This window comes from Streptomyces sp. NPDC001292 (assembly GCF_042896465.1).
Taxonomy (GTDB): Bacteria; Actinomycetota; Actinomycetes; order Streptomycetales; family Streptomycetaceae; genus Streptomyces.
Map to the genome: position 1 here is coordinate 1 of NZ_JBIAXG010000065.1, position 24,876 is coordinate 24,876.

Annotated in this window: 15 protein-coding genes and 4 pseudogenes; 13 read left to right on the forward strand and 6 right to left on the reverse strand. The window is 69.6% G+C overall.

Going from position 1 to position 24,876, the window contains the following annotated elements; all coding sequences use genetic code 11:
- Positions 1–199: 199 nt before the first annotated feature.
- On the reverse strand, positions 200–1,078 hold the full coding sequence (locus ACFY4A_RS38545) for an alpha/beta fold hydrolase (protein ID WP_390833987.1): 879 nt from the start codon (positions 1,076–1,078) through the stop codon (positions 200–202).
- Positions 1,079–1,315: 237 nt separating this feature from the next.
- Between ACFY4A_RS38545 and ACFY4A_RS38550 the strand changes: the two genes are divergently transcribed.
- Positions 1,316–3,301 carry a BTAD domain-containing putative transcriptional regulator gene (locus ACFY4A_RS38550; protein ID WP_390833988.1) on the forward strand — a complete coding sequence of 662 codons (1,986 nt, stop codon included), beginning with the start codon at positions 1,316–1,318 and terminating at the stop codon, positions 3,299–3,301.
- A gap of 268 nt (positions 3,302–3,569) precedes the next feature.
- On the opposite strand, the pseudogene ACFY4A_RS38555 reads toward ACFY4A_RS38550, so the two are convergent.
- A pseudogene (locus ACFY4A_RS38555) lies at positions 3,570–3,744 on the reverse strand (adenosine deaminase); the annotation flags it as partial.
- A 379-nt stretch (positions 3,745–4,123) separates the two neighbouring features.
- Here ACFY4A_RS38555 and ACFY4A_RS38560 point away from each other — a divergent pair.
- From ACFY4A_RS38560 to ACFY4A_RS38570, 3 genes are all read left to right on the forward strand, one after another.
- Entirely contained in the window at positions 4,124–4,519 is a 396-nt protein-coding gene (locus tag ACFY4A_RS38560; protein WP_390833989.1) for a DUF6223 family protein, read from the forward strand.
- Positions 4,520–4,571: 52 nt separating this feature from the next.
- A complete protein-coding gene (locus ACFY4A_RS38565) occupies positions 4,572–5,045 on the forward strand; it encodes a hypothetical protein (RefSeq protein WP_390833990.1) in 474 nt (157 codons plus the stop codon).
- A gap of 127 nt (positions 5,046–5,172) precedes the next feature.
- On the forward strand, positions 5,173–5,607 hold the full coding sequence (locus tag ACFY4A_RS38570) for a VOC family protein (protein WP_390833991.1): 435 nt from the start codon (positions 5,173–5,175) through the stop codon (positions 5,605–5,607).
- A 502-nt stretch (positions 5,608–6,109) separates the two neighbouring features.
- On the opposite strand, the gene ACFY4A_RS38575 is transcribed toward ACFY4A_RS38570, so the two are convergent.
- Both ACFY4A_RS38575 and ACFY4A_RS38580 read right to left on the reverse strand, forming a co-directional pair.
- Positions 6,110–9,193 (reverse strand): NPCBM/NEW2 domain-containing protein, encoded by a 3,084-nt coding sequence (locus ACFY4A_RS38575; RefSeq protein WP_390833992.1) that lies wholly within the window; start codon positions 9,191–9,193, stop codon positions 6,110–6,112.
- A 672-nt stretch (positions 9,194–9,865) separates the two neighbouring features.
- Positions 9,866–11,125, reverse strand: a complete 1,260-nt coding sequence (locus tag ACFY4A_RS38580; protein WP_390834009.1) for a cytochrome P450 — start codon at positions 11,123–11,125, stop codon at positions 9,866–9,868.
- 295 nt (positions 11,126–11,420) lie between these two features.
- On the opposite strand from ACFY4A_RS38580, the gene ACFY4A_RS38585 reads away from it, so the two are divergent.
- Positions 11,421–13,040 carry an FAD-dependent oxidoreductase gene (locus tag ACFY4A_RS38585; protein WP_390834010.1) on the forward strand — a complete coding sequence of 540 codons (1,620 nt, stop codon included), beginning with the start codon at positions 11,421–11,423 and terminating at the stop codon, positions 13,038–13,040.
- Positions 13,041–13,115: 75 nt separating this feature from the next.
- Positions 13,116–14,159, forward strand: a complete 1,044-nt coding sequence (locus tag ACFY4A_RS38590) for an amidohydrolase family protein (RefSeq protein ID WP_390833993.1) — start codon at positions 13,116–13,118, stop codon at positions 14,157–14,159.
- A gap of 299 nt (positions 14,160–14,458) precedes the next feature.
- On the opposite strand, the pseudogene ACFY4A_RS38595 reads toward ACFY4A_RS38590, so the two are convergent.
- A pseudogene (locus ACFY4A_RS38595) lies at positions 14,459–14,644 on the reverse strand (hypothetical protein); the annotation flags it as partial.
- 441 nt (positions 14,645–15,085) lie between these two features.
- Between ACFY4A_RS38595 and ACFY4A_RS38600 the strand changes: the two are divergent.
- On the forward strand, positions 15,086–16,378 hold the full coding sequence (locus tag ACFY4A_RS38600) for a PP2C family protein-serine/threonine phosphatase (protein WP_390833994.1): 1,293 nt from the start codon (positions 15,086–15,088) through the stop codon (positions 16,376–16,378).
- A 55-nt stretch (positions 16,379–16,433) separates the two neighbouring features.
- Here the strand turns inward: ACFY4A_RS38600 and ACFY4A_RS38605 are convergent.
- Positions 16,434–17,141: pseudogene (locus ACFY4A_RS38605) on the reverse strand (EamA family transporter); the annotation flags it as partial.
- Between the two features lie 359 nt (positions 17,142–17,500).
- Between ACFY4A_RS38605 and abc-f the strand changes: the two are divergent.
- The 6 genes and pseudogenes from abc-f to ACFY4A_RS38635 all read left to right on the forward strand — a co-directional run bounded on the left by abc-f (position 17,501) and on the right by ACFY4A_RS38635 (position 24,793).
- Positions 17,501–19,135 carry a ribosomal protection-like ABC-F family protein gene (gene abc-f, locus ACFY4A_RS38610; RefSeq protein WP_390833995.1) on the forward strand — a complete coding sequence of 545 codons (1,635 nt, stop codon included), beginning with the start codon at positions 17,501–17,503 and terminating at the stop codon, positions 19,133–19,135.
- A 79-nt stretch (positions 19,136–19,214) separates the two neighbouring features.
- A pseudogene (locus ACFY4A_RS38615) lies at positions 19,215–19,517 on the forward strand (ATP-binding cassette domain-containing protein); the annotation flags it as partial.
- Positions 19,518–20,479: 962 nt separating this feature from the next.
- The gene (locus tag ACFY4A_RS38620) at positions 20,480–21,877 is read left to right on the forward strand and encodes a M1 family metallopeptidase (protein ID WP_390833996.1); all 1,398 of its coding nucleotides are present in this window, start codon (positions 20,480–20,482) and stop codon (positions 21,875–21,877) included.
- A gap of 414 nt (positions 21,878–22,291) precedes the next feature.
- Positions 22,292–23,617, forward strand: a complete 1,326-nt coding sequence (locus tag ACFY4A_RS38625) for an OFA family MFS transporter (RefSeq protein WP_390833997.1) — start codon at positions 22,292–22,294, stop codon at positions 23,615–23,617.
- Complete coding sequence (locus ACFY4A_RS38630; protein ID WP_390833998.1) at positions 23,592–23,720, forward strand: hypothetical protein; 129 nt, start codon at positions 23,592–23,594, stop codon at positions 23,718–23,720. Before ACFY4A_RS38625 ends, ACFY4A_RS38630 begins: the two co-directional genes overlap by 26 nt.
- Before the next feature lie 746 nt (positions 23,721–24,466).
- Positions 24,467–24,793, forward strand: a complete 327-nt coding sequence (locus ACFY4A_RS38635; RefSeq protein WP_390833999.1) for a hypothetical protein — start codon at positions 24,467–24,469, stop codon at positions 24,791–24,793.
- Positions 24,794–24,876 lie beyond the last annotated feature (83 nt).

Genomic DNA, 24,876 nt, shown 5'->3' on the forward strand with positions numbered 1-24,876 from the left:
GTCCGCGTACTGGGCGTACGCGGGCGATCCCGACAACGCGGCGAGGCGCCGTGCCAGGCGTCGCGGGGCAGGCGGGACTTTCGAAACACGCCCTAAATCGCCTCGAGGACCGGCTCGAACTGCGGGGAATCGCCCCGCTGCCCAGCCGTGATCAGCACGTGATGGGCAGGGCCACCGCGCTCTCGGGCCGGTCGAGGGCTCAGCGCGTCAGCAGGTTGCGCAGCGACTTCGCGATCAGGCCGGGGGCCTCTTCGGCCATGAAGTGCCCGCAGGAGACGGTCGAGTGGTTCAGGTCGGCGGCCCAGGCGCCCCACAGGGCGGCGGCCTCGTACCCGAGAGCCGCGCCCCAGTCCTGCTGGAGCACTGAGACCGGCATGGTCAGCTTGCGGCCCTTGGCGCGGTCGGCCCTGTCGTGCTCGATGTCGATGCCCGCAGAGGCCCGGTAGTCCGCGACGATGGACGGTACGGCCGCGCGGCACGCGTCGAGATACACCTGCCGGATGGCCGGCGGGACGACTTCGGGGTCGTTCGCCCAGATGTCCAGGAAGTAGGAGAAGAACGCGTCCGCGCTCGCCTCGATCATCCGCTCCGGCAGGCCGGGCGGCTGAGCCATGAGGTAGAGGTGGAAGCCCACGGCCGCCTGCACGCCGTGCAGCGCCTCCCACATGTCCAGGGTCGGCAGGACGTCCAGGCAAGCCAGGTGGGTGATGGTGTCCGGGTGGTCGAGTCCGGCGCGGAAGGCCACCAGGGCGCCCCGGTCGTGCCCGGCGAGCGCAAACCGGTCGTGCCCCAGGGCTCGGGCCAGGGCGACGATGTCGTTCGCCATGGTCCGCTTGGAGTAGACCTCCGGCCCGTCCTCGGCAGGCTTGTCGCTGTCGCCGTATCCGCGCAGGTCGGGGCAGATGACGGTGTGGTCGGCCGCCAGGTCCTCGGCGACGTGCCGCCACATCAGGTGCGTCTGCGGGAAGCCGTGCAGCAGCACGACGGGGGTTCCAGAGCCTCCGACGGCGACATTCAGCTCCACGCCGTCCGCCACCTCCTCGCGCCGGTAGTCGAATCCCGTGATGCCGAATGTCATGGTGGTGCCCTTCTCTCCCGGGCCCCGCACGCTCGGCGGGGCCCGCTTCGGTGACGCGCCAGGCCCGCCCCGGGCGGACCGGGTCCTGCTTCCGCGTGACATGCCCTGCATGCCCCCGGCCCCGGCGGCGTGTGCCCCGGCCGATGTCACCAGCCTGTGCGCCGCGGATCAGCAGCGAATGAACGCTTGTAGGTTTGGCCTGGTCAGCGACAGCGAGTGCGAGGAGCGGGGTGGGACGTGCGCGTGGAATTCGGCGTGCTGGGTGCGGTGACCGCCTGGGACGAGGCCGGGGAACCTCTGCGCCTCAAAGGGCCGCGGCACCGCGCGGTACTGGCCCGGCTCATCGTCGCCCGACGACGTGTCGTCCCCGTCTCCGTGCTCGCGGAGGACCTGTGGGCGGAACCGCCCGGCAACGCCGTCGGCTCGCTGCGTACCTTCGTCGGTGATCTGCGGCGTGCCCTGGAGCCCGACAGGCCGCCCCGCACACCGCCGCGCCTGCTGATCACAGAGGGGTCCGGTTACGCGCTGCGCGTACCGAAGGAGGACGTCGACGCGTGGCGGTTCGAGCAGGCCGTCGCGTCCCTTGAGGAAGCCGGTCCCGCCCGGGTGGCGGAGGGCCTGGGCGAGGCGCTCGGCTGGTGGCGAGGTCCCGCGTTCGCAGACTTCGGCGACGAGCGGTGGCTGCGCTCTGAGCGCTCCCGGCTGACCGAGCTGCGCCTGCAGGCCGTCGAGCGCCGGGCGGACGCGCGTATCGTTCTGGGCCGGGCGGCCGAGGCGGTGCTCGACCTCGACGCGCACGTGACCGACCACCCTTGGCGCGAGGACGCCTGGCGGCTGCTGGCGCTGGCCCTGTATCGGTCGGGCCGGCAGGCCGACGCGTTGTCGGTGCTGCGCCGGTCCCGCGACATGTTCCGTGACCAGTTGGGCGTGGACCCCGGCCCACGGCTGCGACGGCTGGAGGAGGACGTGCTGCGTCAGGCCGACCACCTGGATCCCGACACCGGTGCCTCGGTGGACCGGGTGTGGGCGCAGGCGACGGCCGCGTACGAGAGCACACTGAGCTCAAGGGCGCCCGCCCGGCTGGAGTCCACCGTGGGTCTGATGCGGGACCTCGCGGTCACCGGAGGGGGCGGTCTGGAGGCCGCCCGCCGCCACCGGGTGGCCGCCGTCGCGGCCGCGGAGCAACTCGACGATCCGGAGCTGACGGCGCGCGTCATCGGGGTCTACGACGTCCCCGCGATCTGGACCCGCTCCGACGATCCCGAGCAGGCCCGGTGGCTGGTGGACTCCGCGGAGCGCACCCTGCGCTCGCTGCCCCCGGGTTCGCACGACGCGGCGCGCTGCCGCCTGCTGGCGACCATCGCGGTGGAGTCGCGCGGCACTCTGCCCGTCGACGAACCGGCGTCCGGGGCGCCTGCCCGCCCGCTCCAGGCCGCGAGGCAGGCGGAGGAGATCGCCAGGCGCCTCGGTGACGCCGCGCTCCTGGCGTTCGCTCTCAACGGGACGTTCATGCAGTCGTTCTGGCGGGCCGGGCTCGCTGCCCGCCGCGACGCGATCGGCACGGAGATCGTGGCGCTCTCCGCCCACCACGACCTGGTCCGGTACGAGGTGCTCGGCCGTCTGATCCGGATCCAGGCGCGGTGCGCACTCGGGGACCTGGCTGCGGCCGACAGGCACGCGAATGCGGTCGGCGTGCTGGCGGATCGCCACGAGCTGCCGCTGGTGTCGGTGTTCACGACCTGGTATCGCGCCTTGCGCACTGCCACGACCGGCTCGCGTGAGGCCGCCGAGGACGCCTACGAGGAGGCCGCCGTGTCGCTGCGCGGTGCGGGGATGCCCGGGCTGGAGCGCGGACTGCTGCCGCTGGCCCGGCTGTGTGTGCGCTTGCGGCACGGGGCGCCGCCGGCCGGCGTGGACGAGAACGCCGACTGGGGTCCGTACGAGCCGTGGGTCCGTCCCCTGCTGCTGGCGGAGGGCGGCTGGACCGAGGAGGCCGGTGCGGCGCTGCGCGGTGTCTCTTCGCCGCCGCGCGACCTGATGTTCGAGGCGCTGTGGTGCCTGATCGCGCGAGCGGCGGTCGCCGTGGGGGACCGGGACATGATGGAGCGGGCGCATACGCGGCTGGCGCCCGCGTCCGCCGAGGTGGCGGGTGCCGGGAGCGGACTGATCACCCTGGGGCCGGTGGCGGAGCAACTGGCCGCGCTGGAGGAGGCACTGGGCTGACGCCGGCAGGCAGGCACACGACGACGCGTGTGGTCGTGCCACCAGCGTTGTCGGGCGGGGCAAGAGGGAGATCAGCAAGTGATCGTCCGCCGTTTTCAGGGTGACGGTGCTCGCGTTCTGCTCGACCTGGCCCCTGAAGCGGGCGATGAGCGGGAGGCGGAGAAGCTGGCCCAGCATCTCGGTGGACTGCCCCTGGCCCTCGACCTCGCCGGCTCGTACCGTGCACTGGCAGCCAAGGAGCCTCGGCCCGTGCCGCCCGGAGGCCCCGAGACTCCACAGCGTCCAGGATGATCTCCAGCGCCGGGATCAGCCCGCCCAGGCGCAGTGCGTACGATGTCGGGTCGACCTGGATGTCCAGCCATCCCGAGCCGTCCTCCTGGGTGGCCCCCCGGCACCAGCCGCCGGATGTCCTCCGGCTCCCGCAGACAGGAGCGCGCCACCTCCACCGTGTCTCACCGCAGCCGAGAAGGGCGACATGGGAGCAGAACTTCGTGGAAACAGGGCCGGCTGGGCAGCCTCCACAGCGAACGCCTCCAGGCCTCGGCCGGCGTCGTACTCGGCGAAGTCGAGAGCAACGTAGTCGTGGCCCGTCCTCACCGAAGGAATCGCCCACCTGTTCGGAAAAGCAGAGTGGCCGGGCCGACCCCTGCGCGCCGGTGATCGGCCGGGTACCGCACACGCGGTACCTTCCCGGCTCCCGCAGCGTCCGCGGTAGCCGGATGCGGCATCGGCGGCAGCGCGAATTGCCTGCGCCCGCCGGACGACCAGATGTGGGTCCGGCAGACATGATCGGGGGACGTCCAGTCGTAGGAGGAGCACCTCATGTCAGTCCCATTTGTGCTTGCCGCGCCGGCGGCAGCGCATGGCTCGGCCCAGTTGGCCGCGGTTTACAGCGTGACCACCGGGCGACTCGTGGGCGGCACGGCCGCACTGGTGGCGTTGGCCGGCGTGGTCATCGGTGGGCTGGCTCTGGCCCGCTCCGCCGGTCGTGTCGGCGCCGGCAACAGGCGAAGCAGGGCCATCGTGGCCATGGTGGCAGGGCTGTTCGGCCTGGTCGTCGGCGCGCTGAATCTGGCCGTCGCCGACGGAGGTCCCGGCACCGGCAACGGAGTAGTCGGCGGCGCCCTGGCCCTGGTGCTGGGGCTGATCGCCGCGGTCCTCGGCCGGCTGGCCCTGACCCGCTCCCGCCGCACCGCCGCACCAGGACAGGCCCGGTGATTCCTGGGCACGGGCATAGAGTGAGTTCCTCGACGAGCGGCGGGGGTACGCCATGGAGATCACCGTCCAGTGGATACGGACGTCCTGGACGAAGCAGTCCCGGGGAGGAGAGGCCGCCTCGCGCAGGAACGCGGCCCCGATCGGTTTCGCTCTCCCGCACGCCGAGGGCGCTTCCGCACACGTGATCCGCATGCATGAGCGAGACGGCTTCGAGCCGTATGAGACCCAGGAAGACCTCAGCAAGGTCGATGTTCAACTCCGGGAAACCGACGGACGGCTGCGGGTCTTCCCGCGGGTGCAGCCCTTGTTTGCCCTGCCGCCCCGGCCGAGACGGCCCCCAGCAGTACGACTTGTCCCAGGTCAGTGGGTGCGCTGGCAGCTCAACTATCGGTTCAGCAGTGCAGCGGGGATGCAGGACTGGTCGTACTGGCTGGACACGTTCAACATCGCCTGCGGCCCGACGAACGCCGATGTGTTTCTGTCCGCGCCCACCGTGTTCGTCGACGAGCGAGGACCGCTCCGATAACCCCGACAGCGGATCGGGGGCCGGGCGGCACCGGTGCGCACCGCCAGTACGAAACGGCGTATCAGCAGGTGTCCGACTCTCCGTCGGCTCAGCCGCGACTGTCAGAAGTGCACAGTACGGTCCTGCTATGGCAGCCAGAATCGATCTGACCCTTGATTGCGCGGACGCGAAGCTTCTCGCCGAGTTTTGGAAGTCGGTCCTTGGATATGTGGACGAGCCGCCGCCCGCGCCCTTCAGAAGCCGCGAGGAGTGGCTCGCGCAGTTCGATCTTCCGGAGGACGATTCCGCGGACGACGGTGCGTGGCTCTGCGATCCTGATGGCGCCGGGCCCCGGCTCTGCATCCTCAAGGTCCCCGAGCCGAAGACCGCAAAGAACCGACTTCATATCGACGTCCGGGTGCCGGGACACGGCAGCCTCGATGAGCGGTGGGCGCGGATCAGGGCTGAGTCCGAGCGGTTGGTGAAGGCGGGCGGGGTCGTCCTGGAGGAGTCTGAGGGGCACCATATTGTGATGGCCGACCCTGAGGGCAATGAGTTCTGCGTTGCCGCGACCTCGGCTTGAGGCTGTCCGAAGGGCGGGATCATCCCGCTCATGCCGGCCGGAACGATCCGTGCATCGTCCCGTAGCCACTCCGAGCGCCCAAGGACGCCCAGACCGTTTGCTCATCCGCTGGTCATCCTGGCTGATCTTCGCTTGCCTTGCGCCCATCAGGTCCTACGGCGCCGCTTCTCCGCGCCGGCCATGGTCAGGTCGAGATTTGCCGAACGCGTTCAGAAAGAGCAGGTCACGCGCCCCAAGTTCTGCGCCGCGCGCTGCATCCGCCGGTGCCACACCAAGCGCTCCCGGCGACCAGGCGGGCGCCCGTACCGGGAACAAGTCCGCGAACTCCTCGTCCGTGAACAATGTCCGGAGCCCGTCCCCACCCCTACGACAACGTAGGCCGTCGAGACCACGACTCGGTCTCGACGGCCTACCTCACGCAGGACCCCGGATCAACCAACGGCGTCCCGCTGGGCTGGAGCACCGTAGGAGATCCGACCGGCCTGACACCGCCGCGGCGGCGTCAGGCGCAGTGGAACTTCGCGTCCGCCCAGTCGCCGTGGTCGCCGGACTTCGTGCCGTCGGTGTCGGTGATGACGAGATGGACGTGACGGGCACCGTCCAGCGGTGCGTTCACAGGCACGGGGTCGGACTTGCCGCTGACGGTGGGGGAGGACCACAGCGTCTTTCCGTCGGCTACGACGGAGAAGGACACCCCGCCGTAGCCGTTGATCTCGTCGTCGATGCCGACGGTGGCGGTGAACGAGGAGCACTGGCCGCCGAGCCAGAACTCGATGTCGGAGTTGGCGTGCGCGCCGATGCCCTTGGCGTAGGTGGTGCCGTTCAGGGTGAGCGTGTGGCCGTCGCCGGCCGCCGACTCCCCGTTGCTGCGGTCGCGTTCGGGCGGTCCCCAGCCGTTGGTGGCGTTCAGCCAGGGCAGATCACTGGCCCACGCGTCACCCTTGGGCGGGGCCGGCATGGTGCGCACTGCCGCCCGTTGCGCGGCGACCGCGTCCTGACCCGTCGCCCGGTAGCGGGCGGTGCCGGTGAGCACGGCCTCGCCCACACCGGCGTCGGCCGGCGCTGTCACGGTGAACTCCGCGCTCGCCCGTTCCCCCGGCTCCAGAGCGCCGATCGTCCGCGCCGGTGAGACGGTCCAGCCGTCGGGTGCGCTCAGGGACAGCTCGGTGGCCTCGGCGCCGGTGCGACCTGCCGTGAACCCGACCTTGACCTTCTCGGACACGCCGGCGCCGATCTCCTCGGGCGGCGCGACCGAGACCGTGCCCGTCGCCCCGGGGACCATGCCACCCACCGCGCTCGCGCCGTCCACGTCGACCTGGAAGGCCCGGTCGGTGCTGATGCTGCGGGTCTTGATCTGGACGACCCCGCCTCGGTCGGAGGCGTCGTACCACCAGCCCTGGTCGGCTGCGTCGAAGGCGGCCTCGGAGGTGAACTGGGGCAGCGCACCGCCGTCCAGGCCCACGTGGTGCGGGGCGGAGCCGGTGTGCACGGTGAACCGGTACGGGCGGCTCTTCTGCTTGCCGGCGAAGTCACCGGCGTCGGCGCCGACCGCGATGCGCACCGCTCCCGCTCCGCTGTCCGGGGCGGTCACGGTCACCCGCTGCTCGGCGTACTTGCCCTGTCGGTGCTGCCGGGTGACACCGTCGTCCTCGTACAGGGTGAAGGAGGTGCGGCCCTGCGGGTAGACGTCCCAGGCGAGCGGGGAGTCCGCGGTGCGGTCCTGGTAGGAGTTGATGCCCGGCCACATCGGAATCGACGCCCCCGCCTTGACGAACAGCGGCAGGGTGTCCAGGGGAGCCTGATAGCCGTCGACCGTGGTCGGGCCATGGTAGGTGCGCCCGGACCAGTAGTCGATCCAGTCGCCCTTGGGCAGGTAGATGCCGTCACGGACGGTGGTGTCGCGGTAGACGGGCGCCACCAGGAAGTCCTCACCGGTGAGGAACTCGTACTTGGCGGCGTCGCTCGCCGCCTTCGGGTCGTCGGGGTACTCCAGCGCCAGCGGCCGGACGGCGCCGACACCGGTGCGGTTGGCCTGCGCCGCGTAGGTGTACATGTAGGGCAGCAGGGATTCCTTCAGCTTGAGGTACTTGCGGTTGATGCTGGTGTACGGCTCCCCGTACTGGTAGGGCTGCTTGTCCTTGGCGGCCCACCCGTCCATCGTCATCACGGCGGGCAGGAACGACTTCCACTGCAGGTCGCGAGTATACGTCTTGGCGCTGCCACCGAAGATGCCGTCGATGTCGCCGCTGGTGTACGCGAGACCCGACATGGTGGCGCCGGCGTACGTGGGGATCTGCCAGCGGATGTAGTCCCAGCTGCCGGACTGGTCACCGCTCCACTGGACGCCGCAGCGCTGGGCGCCGGACCAGCTCTCCGGAGCCCAGGTGAAGCCGCGCGCGTCGCTGTTCTCCTCGATGCCGCGGTAGGCGTCCTTGCACCCGTCCAGGGCGAACTTGTAGCCGGCGCCCACCCAGGCCACGTCCAGCTTGGCCACCCGCTGGCCCGCCTTGACCTGGTCGGCCAGCTTGGCCAGACCGTCCTGGGTCCACAGGCCCATCTGCATCTTTCGGTCGTTGAGGCCCTTGGCGGTCTCGGCGAGGTTCTCGTAGCCGCAGCCGTAGCCGTCGTTGACGAGCATCCAGCCCAGCGGCATGTCGTTCTTGACGTAGTCGTCGGCGACCTTGAGGGCGTCCAGGGTGTGCCGTTCGCCGCGGTTGGCGTTGTGCAGATAGCAGTCGGAGTCGCCGACCTCCAGGCCGTAGATCGGCGGAAGCATGGGGCGCCCGGTGAGTTTGGTGTACTGGCCGATGACGTCCTTGGTGGAATCGCCGGCGAAGTAGTAGGCGTCGAACCGGTTCTCCTGCTCGGTGGTGGTGACCGGGTCGGTGAAGGCGTAGGTGCCCGGGGCGTAGGTGTTGCGGTAGACGCCGTAGCCCGCCGAGGAGAGGTAGAACGGCACCGAGTTGGGGTGGCCGCCCTCGTTCCAGTTGTAGTCGACGCCCACCTTGAGCGTCTTGCCGCGATGGGAGGTGTTGCCGCTGCCGTTCTGCTCGCCCGTGCCGTAGAACTGCTCGTCGGCGCCGCGCGTGAGCGTCTGGGTGGTGGCGGCGCCGTCCCAGCTGATGCCGCGGGTCTCCTCCCACAGGCGGGTGCCGTCGGCGCGGTACAGGGCGAACCGCAGTGGTGACTTGTAGACCCGTAGGGTCACCTTGTCCGTGGACAGCTCGTAGCGGTCACCGCGGTCGGTCCAGCGGGTGGCCGGCGGATCACCCTGCGGCAGCACGATGTCGCCGCCGACGGGGTCGGTGAACGTGCCGTCGGGGGCCACCTCGATGCGGAAGGTGTCGGTCGAGACGAAACTGACCCGGGCCCTCGCCGTGCCCGCCGTGAAGGTGTAGGCGGCGCCGGACCGGGAGAACCCGGTGACCGCTCCAATGACCGTCGGGGTCCCGGCGGCGGTGGCCGCCGCGGCTCCGGCCGGTACGGCCGGTCCGACCTCGGCCGCCAGGACGGCGAACACAGCCGTGGCGGCCAGGACCGCCCCTCTGGAACGGGAGGCCTTGCGTCTGCGGGATGGAGCGCTCATGTCGATCCCTTCGCACACGTCGATCGGCGTGGGGGCGGTTGCTTGAACTTGCTTGATACGCCGCTGAATCAAGCACAACCAATCACGCGCAGAAGGTATAGCGCACAGGGAACGCCTGTGACCAGAGTGCGTACGGGGTGAGGTGAGCGTGGGTGCCTGGCGGCTCGGCGGCTGGCGTCGGCGGCTGGAGGGCACGCGTGCCGCTCTGCGCCGGTCGTGGCCGTCGCGCGCGGCACGCCGACGATGGCCCCGCGAGCGGAACACGCGGTGTTCGACAGCCGCCGCGCGCCTGGGCGTGGTGCTCCTGACGTGGGCGGTGCTGCTCCTTGTTGTCCGGCGGACGTTGTCCGGCGGGCCGGCGCGGGTGGAGTCGCCGGCCGTTCATCCTCGTCGGACTACGACTCTTCGCCGAAGTCGTACTGCAGCTCGGCGGCCACCTGCTCGCCAAGCTGCCCCACAGCCGGGCGCGCATGACCGATCTGAACACCACGCCGGCGGCTTTTCGCACATGTTGAAGCGACGGGCCTTCGGCATGGTGCGCGCCGAAGGCCCGTCGCTGTGTGGTCGCTCGCACGCCCCGAAGCCCGTTCATCTCACGGAGCAAGGAACTGCCCGAACCCCTGTCACCTCACTGAAGCGCTTGAGCCCGGCCGTCGAGTACCTGACGCCCCGTCACGGAACCAGCGCGACAGGGAGCCTCTCAAGTCCCCGGAAGGCGGGGAACGGGACCTTGAGCCATTGGGCCTCAGACGCCGGAAAATCGAGTTCGATCTTCGGGAACCTCTGGAAGAGCGTGGTCAACGCCGTCCGCATTTCCATCCTGGCCAACGGCGCACCGAGGCAGTAGTGCGCCCCGCTGCCGAAGCCGAGGTGCGCGCTCTGCAGACCCTGCCGCTTCACATCGAAGGTGTCAGGGCAGGCGAACTTCTCCGGATCCCGGTTCGCGGAGGCGACCGCGATCTGCACGAGGGAACCCTTGGGAATGAGCGTGCCTCTGATGTCGATGTCCTCCAGCGCATGCCGGAACGTCGCGTTCTCCACCGATCCCTCGAAGCGGATGACCTCCTCGATGGCGTTCGGCAGAAGTTCCGGATCCTCCAGGACCTCCCGCAGTTGATCGCGGTGGGTCAATAGGTTGAACACGGCGTTGCCGATGAGGTACGCGGTCGTCTTGTGGCCGGCGAAGAGCAGCACCCACAAGGTGGACAGAAGCTCGCCGTCAGTCATGGCCCCTTGCTCGTCCTGCGTCCGGATCAGATCACTGAGAAGGTCGTCGGACGCGTTCTTGCGCTTCCGTTGGATGATCTCGGCGAAATAGTCCCGCAGTGATCCCTCGGCCTGTGCCAGTTTTTCCTTGTCCTGTTTGCTGAATCCGGTGCGCGCGACGGTGGAGCACCATTTCTGAACGTCCTCGCGCTCGTCCTCGGGGATTCCGATGAGCTCGCAGATCACGATGAGGGGGAGCGGGAAGGCGAAGGACGAGAGCAGGTCGATGGGCGCGTCGGTGGAACAGCGGTCCAGCAGTTCGTCGGTGATCTGCTGAATGCGAGGACGCAAGGACTCGATGCGACGCGGACTGAACGCGCTGTTGACGATGCGGCGCAGCCGGGTGTGCTTGGGCGGGTCCGAGAAGAGCATGTTGTCGTCGAGCGCGATGGACGAGTCACCGAAAATGGTGTGATACGCGTCCAGCGCCGCGTACATGTCCTTGCTGATGCGCGGATCCGTCAGGGCGGCCTTGGCGTCGTCGTACCGGGTGATCAGGTAGGTGTCCACCCCGTGCGGGGGAGACAGGCGGCACACCGGGGCCGACTCGCGAAGACACGCGTAGACCGGATAGGGGTTGGTGCGATACGCCACTGAACCACGCGAGGCCGCCGCGACCGCGTCCGCTGTCGAGTCCATCGTGTCCCGGTCGTCGAGCTGAGTCATCATCCCGGCCTTTCTCGAAGCTCCCGCCCCGGCCACGGGACAGCAGATGTACGACTTACGATCCACCGGTCCCCGGAAGGATCCCGTACGTAAACGCGATTCGCCCGATCGCACCTACCGGCCTCTTGCGCGGTTGTTGGGGTCCGTGCGTACGGGCTGGGGCGAGGCGGATTTTCCGCTGTTCGGGTGATCGTTGCTTATCGGCTCGCCGCGCATGGCAAAAGAACTGAGAGCGAGTCACGGAATCCATCGGCCACCGTGCTGCGGAGATGCTGATCCCAGAGGAGAAAGCGCGATGAACGATCGCGGCAACGAGTATGTGCCCGTCCTGGTCGTGGGGGGCTCACTCGTGGGCCTGTCCGCATCCGTGTTCCTCGGGCGCCTGGGCATCCAGCACTGTGTCGTCGAGCGCCATGCCGCCACGTCGGCACACCCACGCGGTCGCGGCAACAACATGCGGACAATGGAACTGTTCCGGACAGCCGGTCTTGAGCCGCAGATCCGGAAAGCCGCGACCACGCTGTCGAAGAACCATGGAATCCTTCAGGTTGACACCCTGCGCGGCGCGAACCGGCGATGGCTCTCGGCGCGGATCACGGGCAGGCCGCCCGAGGCGGACCTGTGCTCGACGATGCGCTGCGCCTGCAGCCAGAACGATCTGGAACCGGTACTGCTGCAAGGCGCCCGCGACCTGGGCGGGGACGTGCGCTTCGGCACGGAACTGCTGTCCTTCAGCCAGGACGGCGACGGGGTGCGGGCCGTTCTGCAAACCAGGGACTCGGGTGAGACGTACACGGTGAGATCGGACTACCTGCTCGCCGCCGACGGTCCCCGCAGTCCCGTCCGCGAGCGGCTCGGGATCGAACACTCGGGATCGGGAGATCTGTTCCACAACGTCAGCGTCACCTTCCGCAGCAAGTTGCTGCGCGAGGTCGCGGGGGAGCAGCACTTCGTCGTCTGCTACGTCACCGACCCCACCGGCGAAGGCGTGCTGCTGCCCGTGGACAACGAGGAGCAATGGGTTTTCCATGTGCCCTGGTTCCCCGAGCGCGGACAGACGCTGGAGTACTTCACCGATGCCCGGATCACCGAGCACATCCGGGCAGCGGCCGGAGTGCGCGATCTGGATGTGGAGATCACCGGGAAGGCGCCGTGGCATGCGGCGGACCGCGTGGCGAACAGCTATCGGGACGGACGTGTGTTCCTCATCGGTGACTCCGCCCACGAAATGCCGCCGACCGGGGCGTTCGGATCCAACACCGGTATTCAAGACGCGCACAATCTCGCCTGGAAGATCGCCGCGGTCCTCCGTGGCTGGGCGGGCTCGACGCTGCTGGACAGCTATGAGGCCGAGCGCCGGCCGGTGGCACAGGCGACCAGCGCGCGAGCGACCTTGCAGGCCGCTCGTGAACAGCACCCCGGCTACTCCGCCAGGACGGCGTCGAAGGACTCCGCGGATCTGATGACCGTGGCACTGGGCTATCGATACGCCTCGCGGGCGGTGGTCGGCGCGAAGGCGGAGGACCCCGTCATCCCCGACGTCCTGTGCCTGAACGGCGAGCCCGGAAGCCGTGCACCGCATCTCTGGGTCACACGCGACGGGGCGATGGTTTCCACCGTTGACCTGTATGAACGCTCTTTCGTCCTGCTCTGTGCAGGGCCCGGCTGGCGCACCGCGGCCCGCACTGTGGGCGCGCGGCTCAACGTACCGCTCCACGTCTACTCCATCGGCGACGGAGCGGAGTACGACCTGGACACCGGCGGCGGTGCGGACTGGTCCTCGGCGCATGGCATCACACCGGAAGGCGCGGTGCTGGTACGGCCGGACGGCTTCGTGGCCTGGCGGGCCGAGGGCGAGACGGCTGACATGGAAAAGGAACTGACCAGCGCTCTTCTTCAGATTCTCGGGCGCTGAAGGACACCGCGCTCGAAAACCGAGCCTCACAAGATCGACTTCTCCGGCGTCACCACAGAAGATGGGAGCCAGTCCATGACATCCACTCAGGCGGCCGCGGGCACGGCCCGTCTGGCCGACATAGGCGACAGCGGGCCGACGGAGGCAGCGGAGGGCGACGCACGCCGGGAGCGTGTGGACGTACACCACCACTACACCGCGCCGGAATGGCTCGACTGGGCGGAGAAACAAGAGATCGTCCATCGTCGTAGCCTGCCGCCGTGGACCAAGTGGGACCTCGGTACAGCTCTCACGATGATGGACGAGGCGGGCATCCGGACCAGCGTGTTCACCGTCGCAATGCTGGGCCGTCTGCAGGATCCGAAGGTGCGCAAGGAAAGCGCGCGTGTCGCGCTGCAAGCCGCCAGTGACCTTGTCGAGAGCCATCCCGATCGCTTCGCTTTCTACACCCCGGTGTTCCTTGACAGCCCGGACCTGTCGATGTGGTCGCTCACTCATGGAATGGACGACCTCGGGGCCATCGGCGTCAGTGTGCGGACCAGCGTCAAGGGGGTCTATCTCGGCCACCCCGACCAGGACAGAATCCTGGCGGAACTGAACGAACGTTCGGCCGTGGTCAGTACGCACCCGATGGACGTCCCCGGAGGCGGTGGGGAGTTGGAGGGCGTGCCGCCGTTCCTGTGCGACTTCCTTATGGACACCACGCGCGCGGCGATCAGTCTCATCGTCAACGGGACCTTGGACCGCTACCCGAACCTCACCTTCATTCTGCCGCACGGAGGCGGTTTCCTGCCCTACATCGCCAGCCGCGTGGAGGTGTTCAGCGACTACCTGACGCCCAAGGTGGAACGCGCCCGCGTCCGTGATTACCTGCACCGCTTCTACTACGACACGGCCGGCCCCATGTCCCCCTCGTCCACGCCGAGTCTGCTGTCCGCCGTGGATTCCTCCCGGATCCTCTACGGCAGTGACTGGCCCCCCACCCCGACTCATCTGGTCACGGGTGTCACCGCACCCGCGCTCGACAACGACGTCGCACTCGACGAACAACAGCGCCGCTGCATCAACCGCGACAACGCGCATCGTCTTCTGCCGGCACTTGCCACGGTTGCCCGATAGCGGCTTCGAGGACGGGGCATCGCAGTGCGACCAGGGTGGGTGTGCCGCTGTCGGGCAGCCGAAGCCCGGCTGCCCGACAGCGGTTGTCGCCCCGACGCCGACTTCGCCGCACTCCAGGCCGGACAGTCACTGGACCCGGACGCGCAGAGCGCGGACGGACCAGTCAAGCGCTGGTTGCAGGGGGAGGGGGACGCGGGTTCGATGCCGGCCGCCAAGGCCGGGGCGGTGTGGTCACGGGACGGTACAGGTCGTCCTGAAGCTTTGGCGGAACCCCGGGCTCCGGGCCCCTCACGGCCGATCGAGCGGTGTCGCTTGCCTGTCATGCAGCAGGAGCCCTGGTGGACCTGTGCGGGCGGCCGACCGGCACCGATGCCGAGTTCGACGATCCACTCGGGCGGCCGCGGCTCCGTGTGGCGGCCGCGGTCCTGCTCGGCCCGCCGCTTCCCCAGCTGGGTGATCTTGCGGTCGATGCGACGCAGCCACATCTCATGCCAGACCCGTAGAGTGCGCAATCGTTCCAGGACGGACGGTAGATGCCATCGAACCTTGGGCTTGTGCCATCGAGCCGCTCCGTATCGCGGTCTGGATCTTTCAGGACCCCGCTGGTGTGGAACGTGACAATGCCGGTGCCCCGGCCGACGCCTCCGGTGAGGCGGTGTGCTCGTCGGTCCCACCACTGGAGGTCGGTGGCCCGGTCATAGGCCCCCTTGCGCAGGCCGGCCGGGATCAGACGCAGGCGTTCGTCGGGAAGATGCCTGCCGTTGGCTTCGGCCCACGCAAAGATCTCTTCGGAGGCGATCAACGAGGTCATCGGCCTGCTCGGGGGGACAGCCGCCGCTGACCGCTCTGCTTCGGCTGGTGATCCGGCAGGCATACCAAGAGGGCGGTCCTGTCGTGGCAGGTCGAAGGCGGGGAAGGAGTATGGCATGGGTAAGGACGATGACGACAAGACGCGGCTGGACCGCCTGACGTTGCTGGCGGACGCCGAGGCGGCACTGGCCAGCACGTTGAACCTGCTGGACGGGCTGCGGCGAGCGTGCCGCGTGCTGACCGGGCGGCTGGGCGACTGGTGCGTGGTCGACCTGCTCGACGAGTGCGGCCGACTGGAGCGGGCCGTCGTCGTCCACCGCACGCCCGATGCGCTGGTTCCGGGTGTCTACGAAGGGCTGCTTCCGCCGGTGCCGCAGGATGCGGACGGGCCGCTGCCGCGGGTGCTGCGCGGGGCGGGCCCGCTGCTGATCGCCGACATGGCCGCACCGAGCCAGGCGGTGAACCCGCTGCACGCGCGGCAGCTGGAACTGTTCGCACAGCTGGCCGCACACAGCGCCGTCATCACCCCGCTGCGGGCCCGGAGGGAGGTCCTCGGCGCCTTGACGGTGGCTCGCACCGACCCCGACCACCCGTTCACCGAGGATGATCTCCCGCTCATCGAGGATCTGGTCCGCGGTCTGGCGGTGCAAGTGGACAACGCGCGGCTGTACCAGCAGACCCAGCGCATCGCCGAGCGCTTCCAGCGCGCCTTGCTGCCCGAGCTGCCGCAGGTCCACGACCTCCAGATCGCCGCCCGCTACGCCTCTGCTCAGACCGTCGCACAGGTCGGCGGTGACTGGTACGACGCCTTCGTCCTACCGCAGGGGAACACCGCCCTGGTCATCGGCGATGTCACCGGCCACGACCTGCAAGCGGCCATCGACATGAGCGCCCTGCGCAACATGCTGCGCGGTATCGCCGTGGACCGCCAAGAGCCCCCCGGCGAGGTCCTGCGCCGACTGGACATCGCCAGCCACACGCTGCAGCATGAGGCGACCGCTACGTGCATCTACGCCCTCGTCAAAGACCCCCCTGAGAAGAGCGGCCCCTGGGGTCTGCACCACTCCTGCGCCGGACACCTGCCACCGCTACTGACCACCGCCGAGGGCGACACCCGCTATCTGGAGACGGGCGCGGGACTGCTGATCGGCCTCGACCCCTGGCACCAGCGTCCAACCGCCATCGACGAGCTGCCGCCGTACTCCACCGTGCTGCTGTATACCGACGGACTGATCGAGCGCCGTGCCGAATCCCTCGACCGCGGGTTCGCCCGGCTGCGCCAGCACACCGCCGCACTGTCCCGCGAACCCCTGGACACCTTCTGCGACGAGCTGCTCGGCGGACTGGCCACCGACAGCACCGACGACGCCGCCCTGCTCGCCCTCCGCCCCGCCCCGGCCCACACCTGACCAAGACGACACCACGCGTTTCTCCTTGGCGGCGGTAGGACGGACGGTGCGGGGTTCAGGTGAGGGCGAGGAGGCTGACCGCGACGGCGGCGGCGCCCAGGCCGACGAGCTGGCCGCGGTGGATGCGTTCGGCGAGCACGCCGCGGGCGAGCAGGACCGTGCCGGCCGGGTACAGGGCGGTGATCACGGCAACGACGGTGAGGTCCCCGCTGCGGGCGGCGAGCAGGAACAGCAGGTTCGCCAGCGAGTCCAGCACGCCCGCGGTCGCGGAGATCGCGTAGGCCGGCTTCTCCGGGCCCAGCCGACGGTGCATCACTGCGGCCGCGGCCAGGGTGACGGCCGAGGAGACCGCTCTGCCGATGATCAGAGGGGCCACGCCGCTGTCGGAGGGTGCCTGGTGCAGGAAGACGAGCTGAAGGGCGATGGCGGCGCCCGCGCCGAAGGCCAGCAGCAGCGCCGTCCGCGACGAGCGTGCTCCGTGGCCGGCGCTCACCATGACCACCGCCACCAGCGCCAGCGGCAGACCGGCAAGGCCCGCCACGCCCAGGTGCTCGCCCTGGAGCAGTCCGACCGCGACCGGCAGTGCGGCGGACACCAGTGCGGTGATGGGCGAGAGCACGTTCATCGGGCCGATCGCGAGGGTCTTGTACAGCAGGGCGAACGCTGCGGCGGACGAGACCCAGGAGGCCGCACCCCACCCGACGCTTGCCCAGGTGAACGAGGCGCCCAGGACGGGCCACAGCAGCAACTCGACTGCGAGACTGCACTTCGACCACAAGCGGGGCGGCAGACGCAGTTTCACCTGGACCGATCACCGTGACCTGCTGACCGCCGCCCACCGAGTCCTGCGCGCGGCGGCCGGAAGAGGTCCTGACTATGTGATCCGGTGTGTCTCCGGTCCAACGCCACCTGTTGTTAGACTGGTGGAGACGTTGATCGTTTGTTGAGGAGCCCAGACATGGTGGTGGACGACGACATCTCCGGGTGATACCCGGACCCGACAGGCCACCGGCCGGTGCGTGGAAGCGCCGCCGAAGTGGCCTAGCTGTCGTCCCCTCTTCCCCCTTGTCTGCCGCCGGGGCAGAAGTGTCTTCCCTGCCCCCTCCCCACGAGGTCATCTCCATGTCCGACGCCTCCGTCGTCTGCTCGAACCTGTCCTTCACCTGGCCCGACGACACTCCCGTCTTCCAGAACCTGTCCTTCACCGCCGGCCCCGGCCGCACCGGCCTCGTCGCGCCCAACGGCACCGGTAAGAGCACGCTGCTCAAGCTCATCGCCGGTGAACTGCGGCCCAGCACCGGGTCGGTCTCCGTGGCCGGCACCCTCGGCCACCTCCCGCAGAGCCTCCCCCTGACCGGCGACCTCACCGTCGCCGAGGTGCTGGACGTCGCCGCGATCATCCAGGCCATCGATGCCGTGGAGTCCGGGGACGTCGACGAAAAGCACTTCACCACCATCGGCGACGACTGGGACATCGAGGAACGCACCCGTGCCCAGCTCGACCGCCTCGGCCTGGCCGACCTCACCCTGGATCGCAGCCTGAGCACCCTCAGCGGCGGTCAGGTCATCTCCCTCGGTCTCGCCGCCCAGTTGCTGAAGCGGCCCGACGTGCTGCTGCTCGACGAGCCCACCAACAACCTCGACCTCGACGCCCGGCACAAGCTCTACGACGTGCTGGAGGACTTCAACGGCTGCCTGCTCCTGGTCAGCCACGACCGCGCCCTGCTCGACCGCATGGAACGCATCGCCGAACTCGACCGACGCGAACTGCGCTTCTACGGCGGCAACTTCACCGAGTACGAGGAGGCCGTGCGGGCCGAACAGGAAGTCGCCGAGAAGAACGTCCGCAACGCCGAGCAGGAGCTGAAGCGGGAGAAGCGGGAGATGCAGCAGGCCCGCGAGCGCGCCGAACGTCGGCAGAGCAACGCCGCCCGTAACCTGAAGAACGCCGGTCTGCCCCGTATCTTCGCCGGCAACATGAAGCGGGGCGCGCAGGAGTCCGCGGGCCGGGCGGGCCAGATGCACGCCGACCGGGTCAGCGAGGCCAAGGCCCGGCTGGACGAGGCCGGACGTGCCCGGCGCGAGGAGCAGCGCATCACGCTGGATCTGCCGGACACCAACGTGCCTGCCGGACGCAACCTGTTCCTCGGCGAACAACTCCGCATCCGCCTCGGCGACAAGGACGTGTTCGCCGCCCAGGGCGTCGACTTGACAATCCGGGGCCCGGAGCGCATCGCGCTGACCGGTCCCAACGGTGCCGGCAAGAGCACGCTGCTGCGCCTGCTCAACGGCGACCTGACACCACAGAGCGGCGAGATCAAACGCGCCGACGGCCGCATCGCCTACCTCTCCCAACGCCTCGACCTTCTGGATCTGGACCGCACGGTCGCCGAGAACTTCGCCGACTACGCCCCGGAGCGGCCGGAGGCCGAGCGGATGAACCTGCTCGCCCGCTTCCTCTTCCGGGGGCCTCGCGCTCATCTGCCCGTCGGGGTGCTCTCCGGAGGCGAGCGGCTGCGCGCCACCCTGGCCTGTGTGCTGTGCGCGGAACCAGCTCCGCACCTGCTGCTCCTGGACGAGCCGACGAACAACCTCGACCTGGTCAGCGCCGGCCAGTTGGAGAGCGCCCTGAACTCCTACCAGGGGGCCTTCGTCGTGGTCAGCCACGACGAGCGGTTCCTGCGCGAGATCGGCGTGAACCGGTGGCTGCGGCTGGCCGACGGCGAGCTGAAGGAGACGGGAACCCCTGAGGTGTGAGCCGCCGACGTGTCGACCTGGCCCGTGTCCGAGGCATGTCGCCCCGCGGGCCGAGCACCGATCACGTTGGACGGACCCCATGCCTCAGCCCGCTCTGCTCGCCCACGACCTCGTCCACACCCTCGGCAACCGACGACTGCTCGACGGTGTCTCCCTGACCGCCTCGCCCGGGCACCGCATCGGGCTGATCGGGGAGAACGGCGTCGGCAAGTCGACCCTGCTGCGCCTGCTGGCCGGGACGGACGAGCCCGACGCCGGCAGCGTCACACGCCCGCCCGACCTGGGCTTTCTTCAGCAGGAGATGCCGTACGACGCCGACGCGACGATCACCGACGTACTCGACGACGCCCTGCGCGAGGCAGGGCCTCCTGGGGGCGAGTTGCAGATCCCGCAATCCAGGCGTGTCGCCTGTCACCGACATCCCCGAACAGCACACCTGGATCCGGGCTCAGCCGGCACCGGGCCGTCCTTCGCCAGCGGGTCGACGGACTGGGGTAGTCACCGCGAGGCAGGCTGGAGGGTGCGCCAGTCGCGGGCGATGTTCACGCGGCGTGTGACCCGGACGTCGGGATGAGGGGCCACGAGGTCGAGGAACCGGCGCAGGTCGGCGGCCCGGCCCAGGCCGTCCGCCGATGCGCAGGTGCAGCCCGGCGCTCATCATCCCGCGGGCGCTCGGTGCCTGCCTCCAGGAGGAGTTCGAGAGACCGTGTGAGGTAGGCGGAGAAGGAGGACTGGAAGCCGTAGGCGGTGACGTACAGCATCTCGGGCCGAACTGTGCTTCACTCCGACCTACGCCTCCCGGCCCAACCCGATCGAGGCCCACTTCGGCCCGCCGCGGCGGCGCTGGTGACGCCCCAGGGGAACCGCGCCAGCAGCGAGTGAATCCCGGCGCTCCGGCTCCGGGACCGTGCAGCCGGCGGGATGCGACGGCGTCACCGGGCGGGGCCACCCCCGCCGGGATCGAAGCGCACGGCAGGTCCTCCTCGTCGCCGAACTCGGGGCGAACGCCGTTCTCCATGGTCGTGTCCGGGGGCGGGACTTCGTCCTCGCCCTGTCCTTCGAGGAGGGCCGGGCGTCGTCCGGTTCGAGGTGACCGACACCGACCCCGCACTGCCGGCGGGCACGGCTCCCGGCCCTGCCCAGCCACGTCTCACGTTTCCGACCCGGCCGAGGCGGCCCATGCGACCGCACGCATCAACGACCAGCCCGTCACCTTCCACCTACGCCCGCGTACCTACCGGACAAGGCCCCTGTGTCGTGCTCGGCCGCGGCAAACGGAACCGGCCCGCTTACTTCCCGCACAGGCGGACGTATGCCGCGAGCGCTGTGGCACGATCGGCTGCCATGCCGTCCCTGTCCGCGTGGCCGTCAACGGCCCCCCGCCGTCTGCTCGCCGCCCTCCTCGCGCTGCTCTGCGGAGTTGGCGCCGGGGTCGCCGACGCCGTCCCCGGACGCACGGCCGCAGCGAAGAGTGTCCAGGTCGCGACACCCGATCACCTGCGCTACGACGTGACCCTGCGCGCCGACGCCGACGGCAGCCACTGGAAGGGCCGGCAGCGCGTGTCGTTCCGCAACGCCTCCGACCGGCCCCTGCGCGAGGTGTACCTGCGGCTGTGGGGCAACGGCGTGGACGCCTGCGGCACTCCCGGCAGCCCTTCCCCCGTCACCGTGTCCCGGGTGCGCGGCGGCACGGCGGGGCGGCTCAGCGTGGACTGCACCGCGCTGCGTATCACCCTGCCCGCACCTCTCGAGCGCGGCCGGCGCACGGCTGTCTCCTTCGACGTGTCCCTTACCGTGCCGGGGCGCAACAACCGCTTCGGCCGCGAGGGTGCGTTCCGTTTCCTCGGCAATGCGTTGCCCGTGCTCGCCGTGCACGACGCGGCGGGATGGCACCTCGATCCGTACGTGTCGACCGGCGAGAGCTTCTACACCCTGGTCGGCGACTTCCGGGTCACGCTCGACCACGCGTCGGCCCTCAAGGTCCCGGCGACCGGCCGTACCCGCACCAGCCCCGGCACGCCGGGGCGTACTCTCACGCACAGCGTCGCGCACCGGGTACGGGACTTCGCGTGGGCGGCAGGCCCGTTCCGCACCGCGGCCCAGACGACGCCCGGCGGTGTGCGGCTCAGATCGTACTGGGCACCCGACACGCCCGCCCAGGGCGTGCGGCTCGCCCGCCGGGACGGCGCCGCCGCCGTCGACCGGTTCAGCACGGAGTACGGCCGCTACCCCTACGGTGAACTCGACCTGGTCATGACCCCGCAGTTCGGCGGCGGCATGGAATACCCCGGCCTGGTCCTGCTCGGCACCACCGAGGAAGGCAGCGCCGTCGTCCACGAAGTGGCCCACCAGTGGTGGTACGGCATCGTCGGCAACGACCAATACCGAGCGCCCTGGCTGGACGAGAGCTTCGCCCAGTACGCCAACTCCCGCTTCTACGGCTGGGACACCGGCGACTGCTGGGACCCGGACGAATGGCCCGACCAGAACGCCGCCCTCACCAGCTCAATGGCCTACTGGACGAAGCACCCCGGCACATACCACCTCATCTACACCGCCGGCCCCTGCGCCCTGGCAGACCTTGAACGCACCCTCGGCGCCGCCACCATGGCACGCCTTCTCAAGCGCTACGTCCGTGACCACTGGTACGGCGTCTCCACCACCGCCGACTTCAAGAAGACCGCCCAGTCCATGACTGACAAGGACCTGGCCTCCTTCTGGAACACCCACCGCATCCGGTAAACACCCCCCGGCGCAACCACACCTGCGGCGATGCCTTCTCGCTGGCGAGCTCGACGCGACCAGTCCGAGGCCCGGGTGGGCTCCGCCGAGCGCAGGCGGAGCCCACCCGGGCCTTTGTCGTCGCGGCCAAGGCCTGCTCCCGGCGTGCGGCGGCCGGTCAGGCCGCGCGCGTGTACGGGCCGGAGGACCTAGGCCTCGTTGTCACCGGCCATCACGCCCGGCACTCCGCGGTCGCCGCTCTCGACGGTGCCGGCTGGCGCTCACGACCGCTCGGGAGGCGGTCTCGCGGTTGGTCCGGGGGCTTGCAGTGGGTCGCGTCCAGGGCGACCGTTCACCGCACCACGGATACCGTTTACCGCATACGGTCGACCCGGTGGTTTTCAATCGGGTGCGGGGTTCGTACGGTCCGGGATCATGAGTCCTCCTGTCGCTGCCCCGGGTTGGAGCCGCTGGCTGGTTCCACCCGCCGCTTTGTCGGTTCACCTGTCCATCGGCCAGGCCTACGCCTGGAGCGTGTTCAAACCGCCTCTGGAGTCCGCGCTCCATCTCGACGGTACCGAAAGCGCGCTGCCGTTCCAGCTGGCCATCGTGATGCTCGGTTTGTCCGCCGCGTTCGGCGGCACGCTCGTGGAGCGCAACGGACCGCGCTGGGCGATGACCGTCGCCCTGATCTGCTTCTCCTCCGGTTTCCTGCTCGCCGCACTGGGGGCGCAGACCGAGCAGTACTGGCTGATCGTTCTCGGTTACGGGTTCGTCGGCGGCATCGGACTGGGCATCGGCTACATCTCGCCCGTCTCCACGTTGATCAAGTGGTTCCCGGACCGGCCCGGCATGGCCACCGGCATCGCCATCATGGGCTTCGGCGGTGGCGCCCTGATCGCTTCGCCCTGGTCGGCGCAGATGCTGGACTCGTTCGGCACCGATCACTCGGGGATCGCCCTCGCCTTCCTCGTGCACGGGCTGTCGTACGCCGTCTTCATGTCCCTGGGCGTGCTGTTGGTGCGGGTACCGCACACCGAGAAGCCCGTCGGGAACGGGCCGAATGCCGTCGTAGGCGCCCAGGTCTCCGCCCGCAGTGCGGTGCGCACCCCGCAGTTCTGGTGCCTGTGGCTCGTGCTCTGCATGAACGTGACCGCCGGCATCGGCATCCTGGAGAAGGCCGCCCCGATGATCACGGACTTCTTCGCGGACAGCTCCACCCCGGTGTCGGCGTTCGCGGCCGCCGGCTTCGTCGCCCTGCTGTCGGCTGCCAACATGGCGGGCCGTATCGGCTGGTCCTCGACCTCGGACCTGATCGGACGCAAGAACATCTACCGCGTCTACCTGGGCGTCGGTGCGCTCATGTATCTGCTGATCGCGTCGTTCGGCGACTCGTCCAAGCCGCTGTTCGTCCTGTGCGCGCTGGTGATCCTCTCCTTCTACGGCGGCGGGTTCGCGACGATCCCCGCCTATTTGAAGGACCTGTTCGGGACCTACGAGGTCGGCGCGATCCACGGCCGGCTGCTCACCGCCTGGTCGACCGCCGGTGTCCTCGGCCCGCTGATCGTGAACTGGATCGCCGACCGCCAGGAGGAGGCAGGCAAGCACGGGGCGTCCCTCTACGGTCTCTCCTTCGTCATCATGATCGGGCTGCTCGTCGTCGGGTTCGTCGCCAACGAGTTGGTACGGCCCGTCCATCCCCGCCATTACGTTCCCGCATCGAAGGAGGCCGCCGATGGCCGACGCGAGCAGCACGCCTGACCGGCGAGCACTGATCGTCCTGTCCTGGCTGTGGGTGGGGGCGCCCCTGTGCTACGGCCTCTACGAACTCGTCCTGAAGGCCAAGCAGCTCTTCACCGGGTGAGGCCACAGGCGCCGTACGGGAGATGCCCGGGCGCCCGAGGGCCTGCGCGAAGCCGACCACACGGGCGTCCCGCGCCTGTCGGTTGACGTGCCGTCGCACCAGTGGGCGCTCAGAACAGCATCCAGAACTGCACGGACATCTTCGGCCGGCTCAGGGCCCGCTCCCTCGGCCGGCCGAGACCCGTACCCGGAAGCGGGGGCAGCGTACGGGTGGCTCACCGGGACCCTGTCCGGCAGAAAACTCCTCGGCGTGGGGGACAGGCTGCGCCAGGCCCTGGTGATGGTCGCACGCCGGGGGAGCCGACCGACGTCAGCCGTGGACATCCAACCGGGCTCCGACATCACCTTGGCCTCCACGGTCGAGCACATCGCCGGCGCAGCCGACCGCAAGCGCCCTGCCAACCCCCCGCCCGAACCAGTTCGTCCAGGGCAGGAGCAATGTGTCCTACGCGACCACGCACGTGGACGGGGACACCAACAGCTTCCAGATGTGGGTGCAGCGCCTGCACGCCCGCGAGGTGTGGCTCTCTCCTGACGGGCGCAAGGGCTGGCTCGATGAACCCGGCTACCAGCCCGAGGGAGGCACCCTCGACAGCGACGTCACCCGCGACTCCTACAACGAGACCAGGAAGCCGCCCACCGACCCCGCGGCACTGCTGAAGAGGATCTACGCCCGCACCAACGGCGACAGTGACCGCGACCAGCAGGCCTTCACCACCGTCGGCGACATCGTCGGCGAGCAAACTGGTGCCCGCACCGACCGCCGCCGCCCTCTACCGCGCCGCAGCGAAAATCCCCGGCGTCGTGGTCGTCGCCCGCTCCCAGGACGCCGCCGGCCGCGACGGGATCGCGTCGGCCCGCCTCGACCCGCAGACAGGCCAACGCATCGAATGGATCTTCGACCGGAACACCTTCACCTGCCTCGGCAGCCACGGGCTGCAGGTCGCCGCGGGCCACGAGGTCAAGCCCGGCACCGTCACCGAACGCGCCGCGATCCTGCAACGAGCCATCGTCGATACGAGAAGAAGGAGCGACCCACGTCACCCGACCCACCTCCTGACCAGACACCGGTGACTGCTCAGACAGCCGCTCGACATCGACACCGAGCCCAACACTGTTCCGGCCTGGGCATCTAACGCTGGGTCGCGGAGCGCACG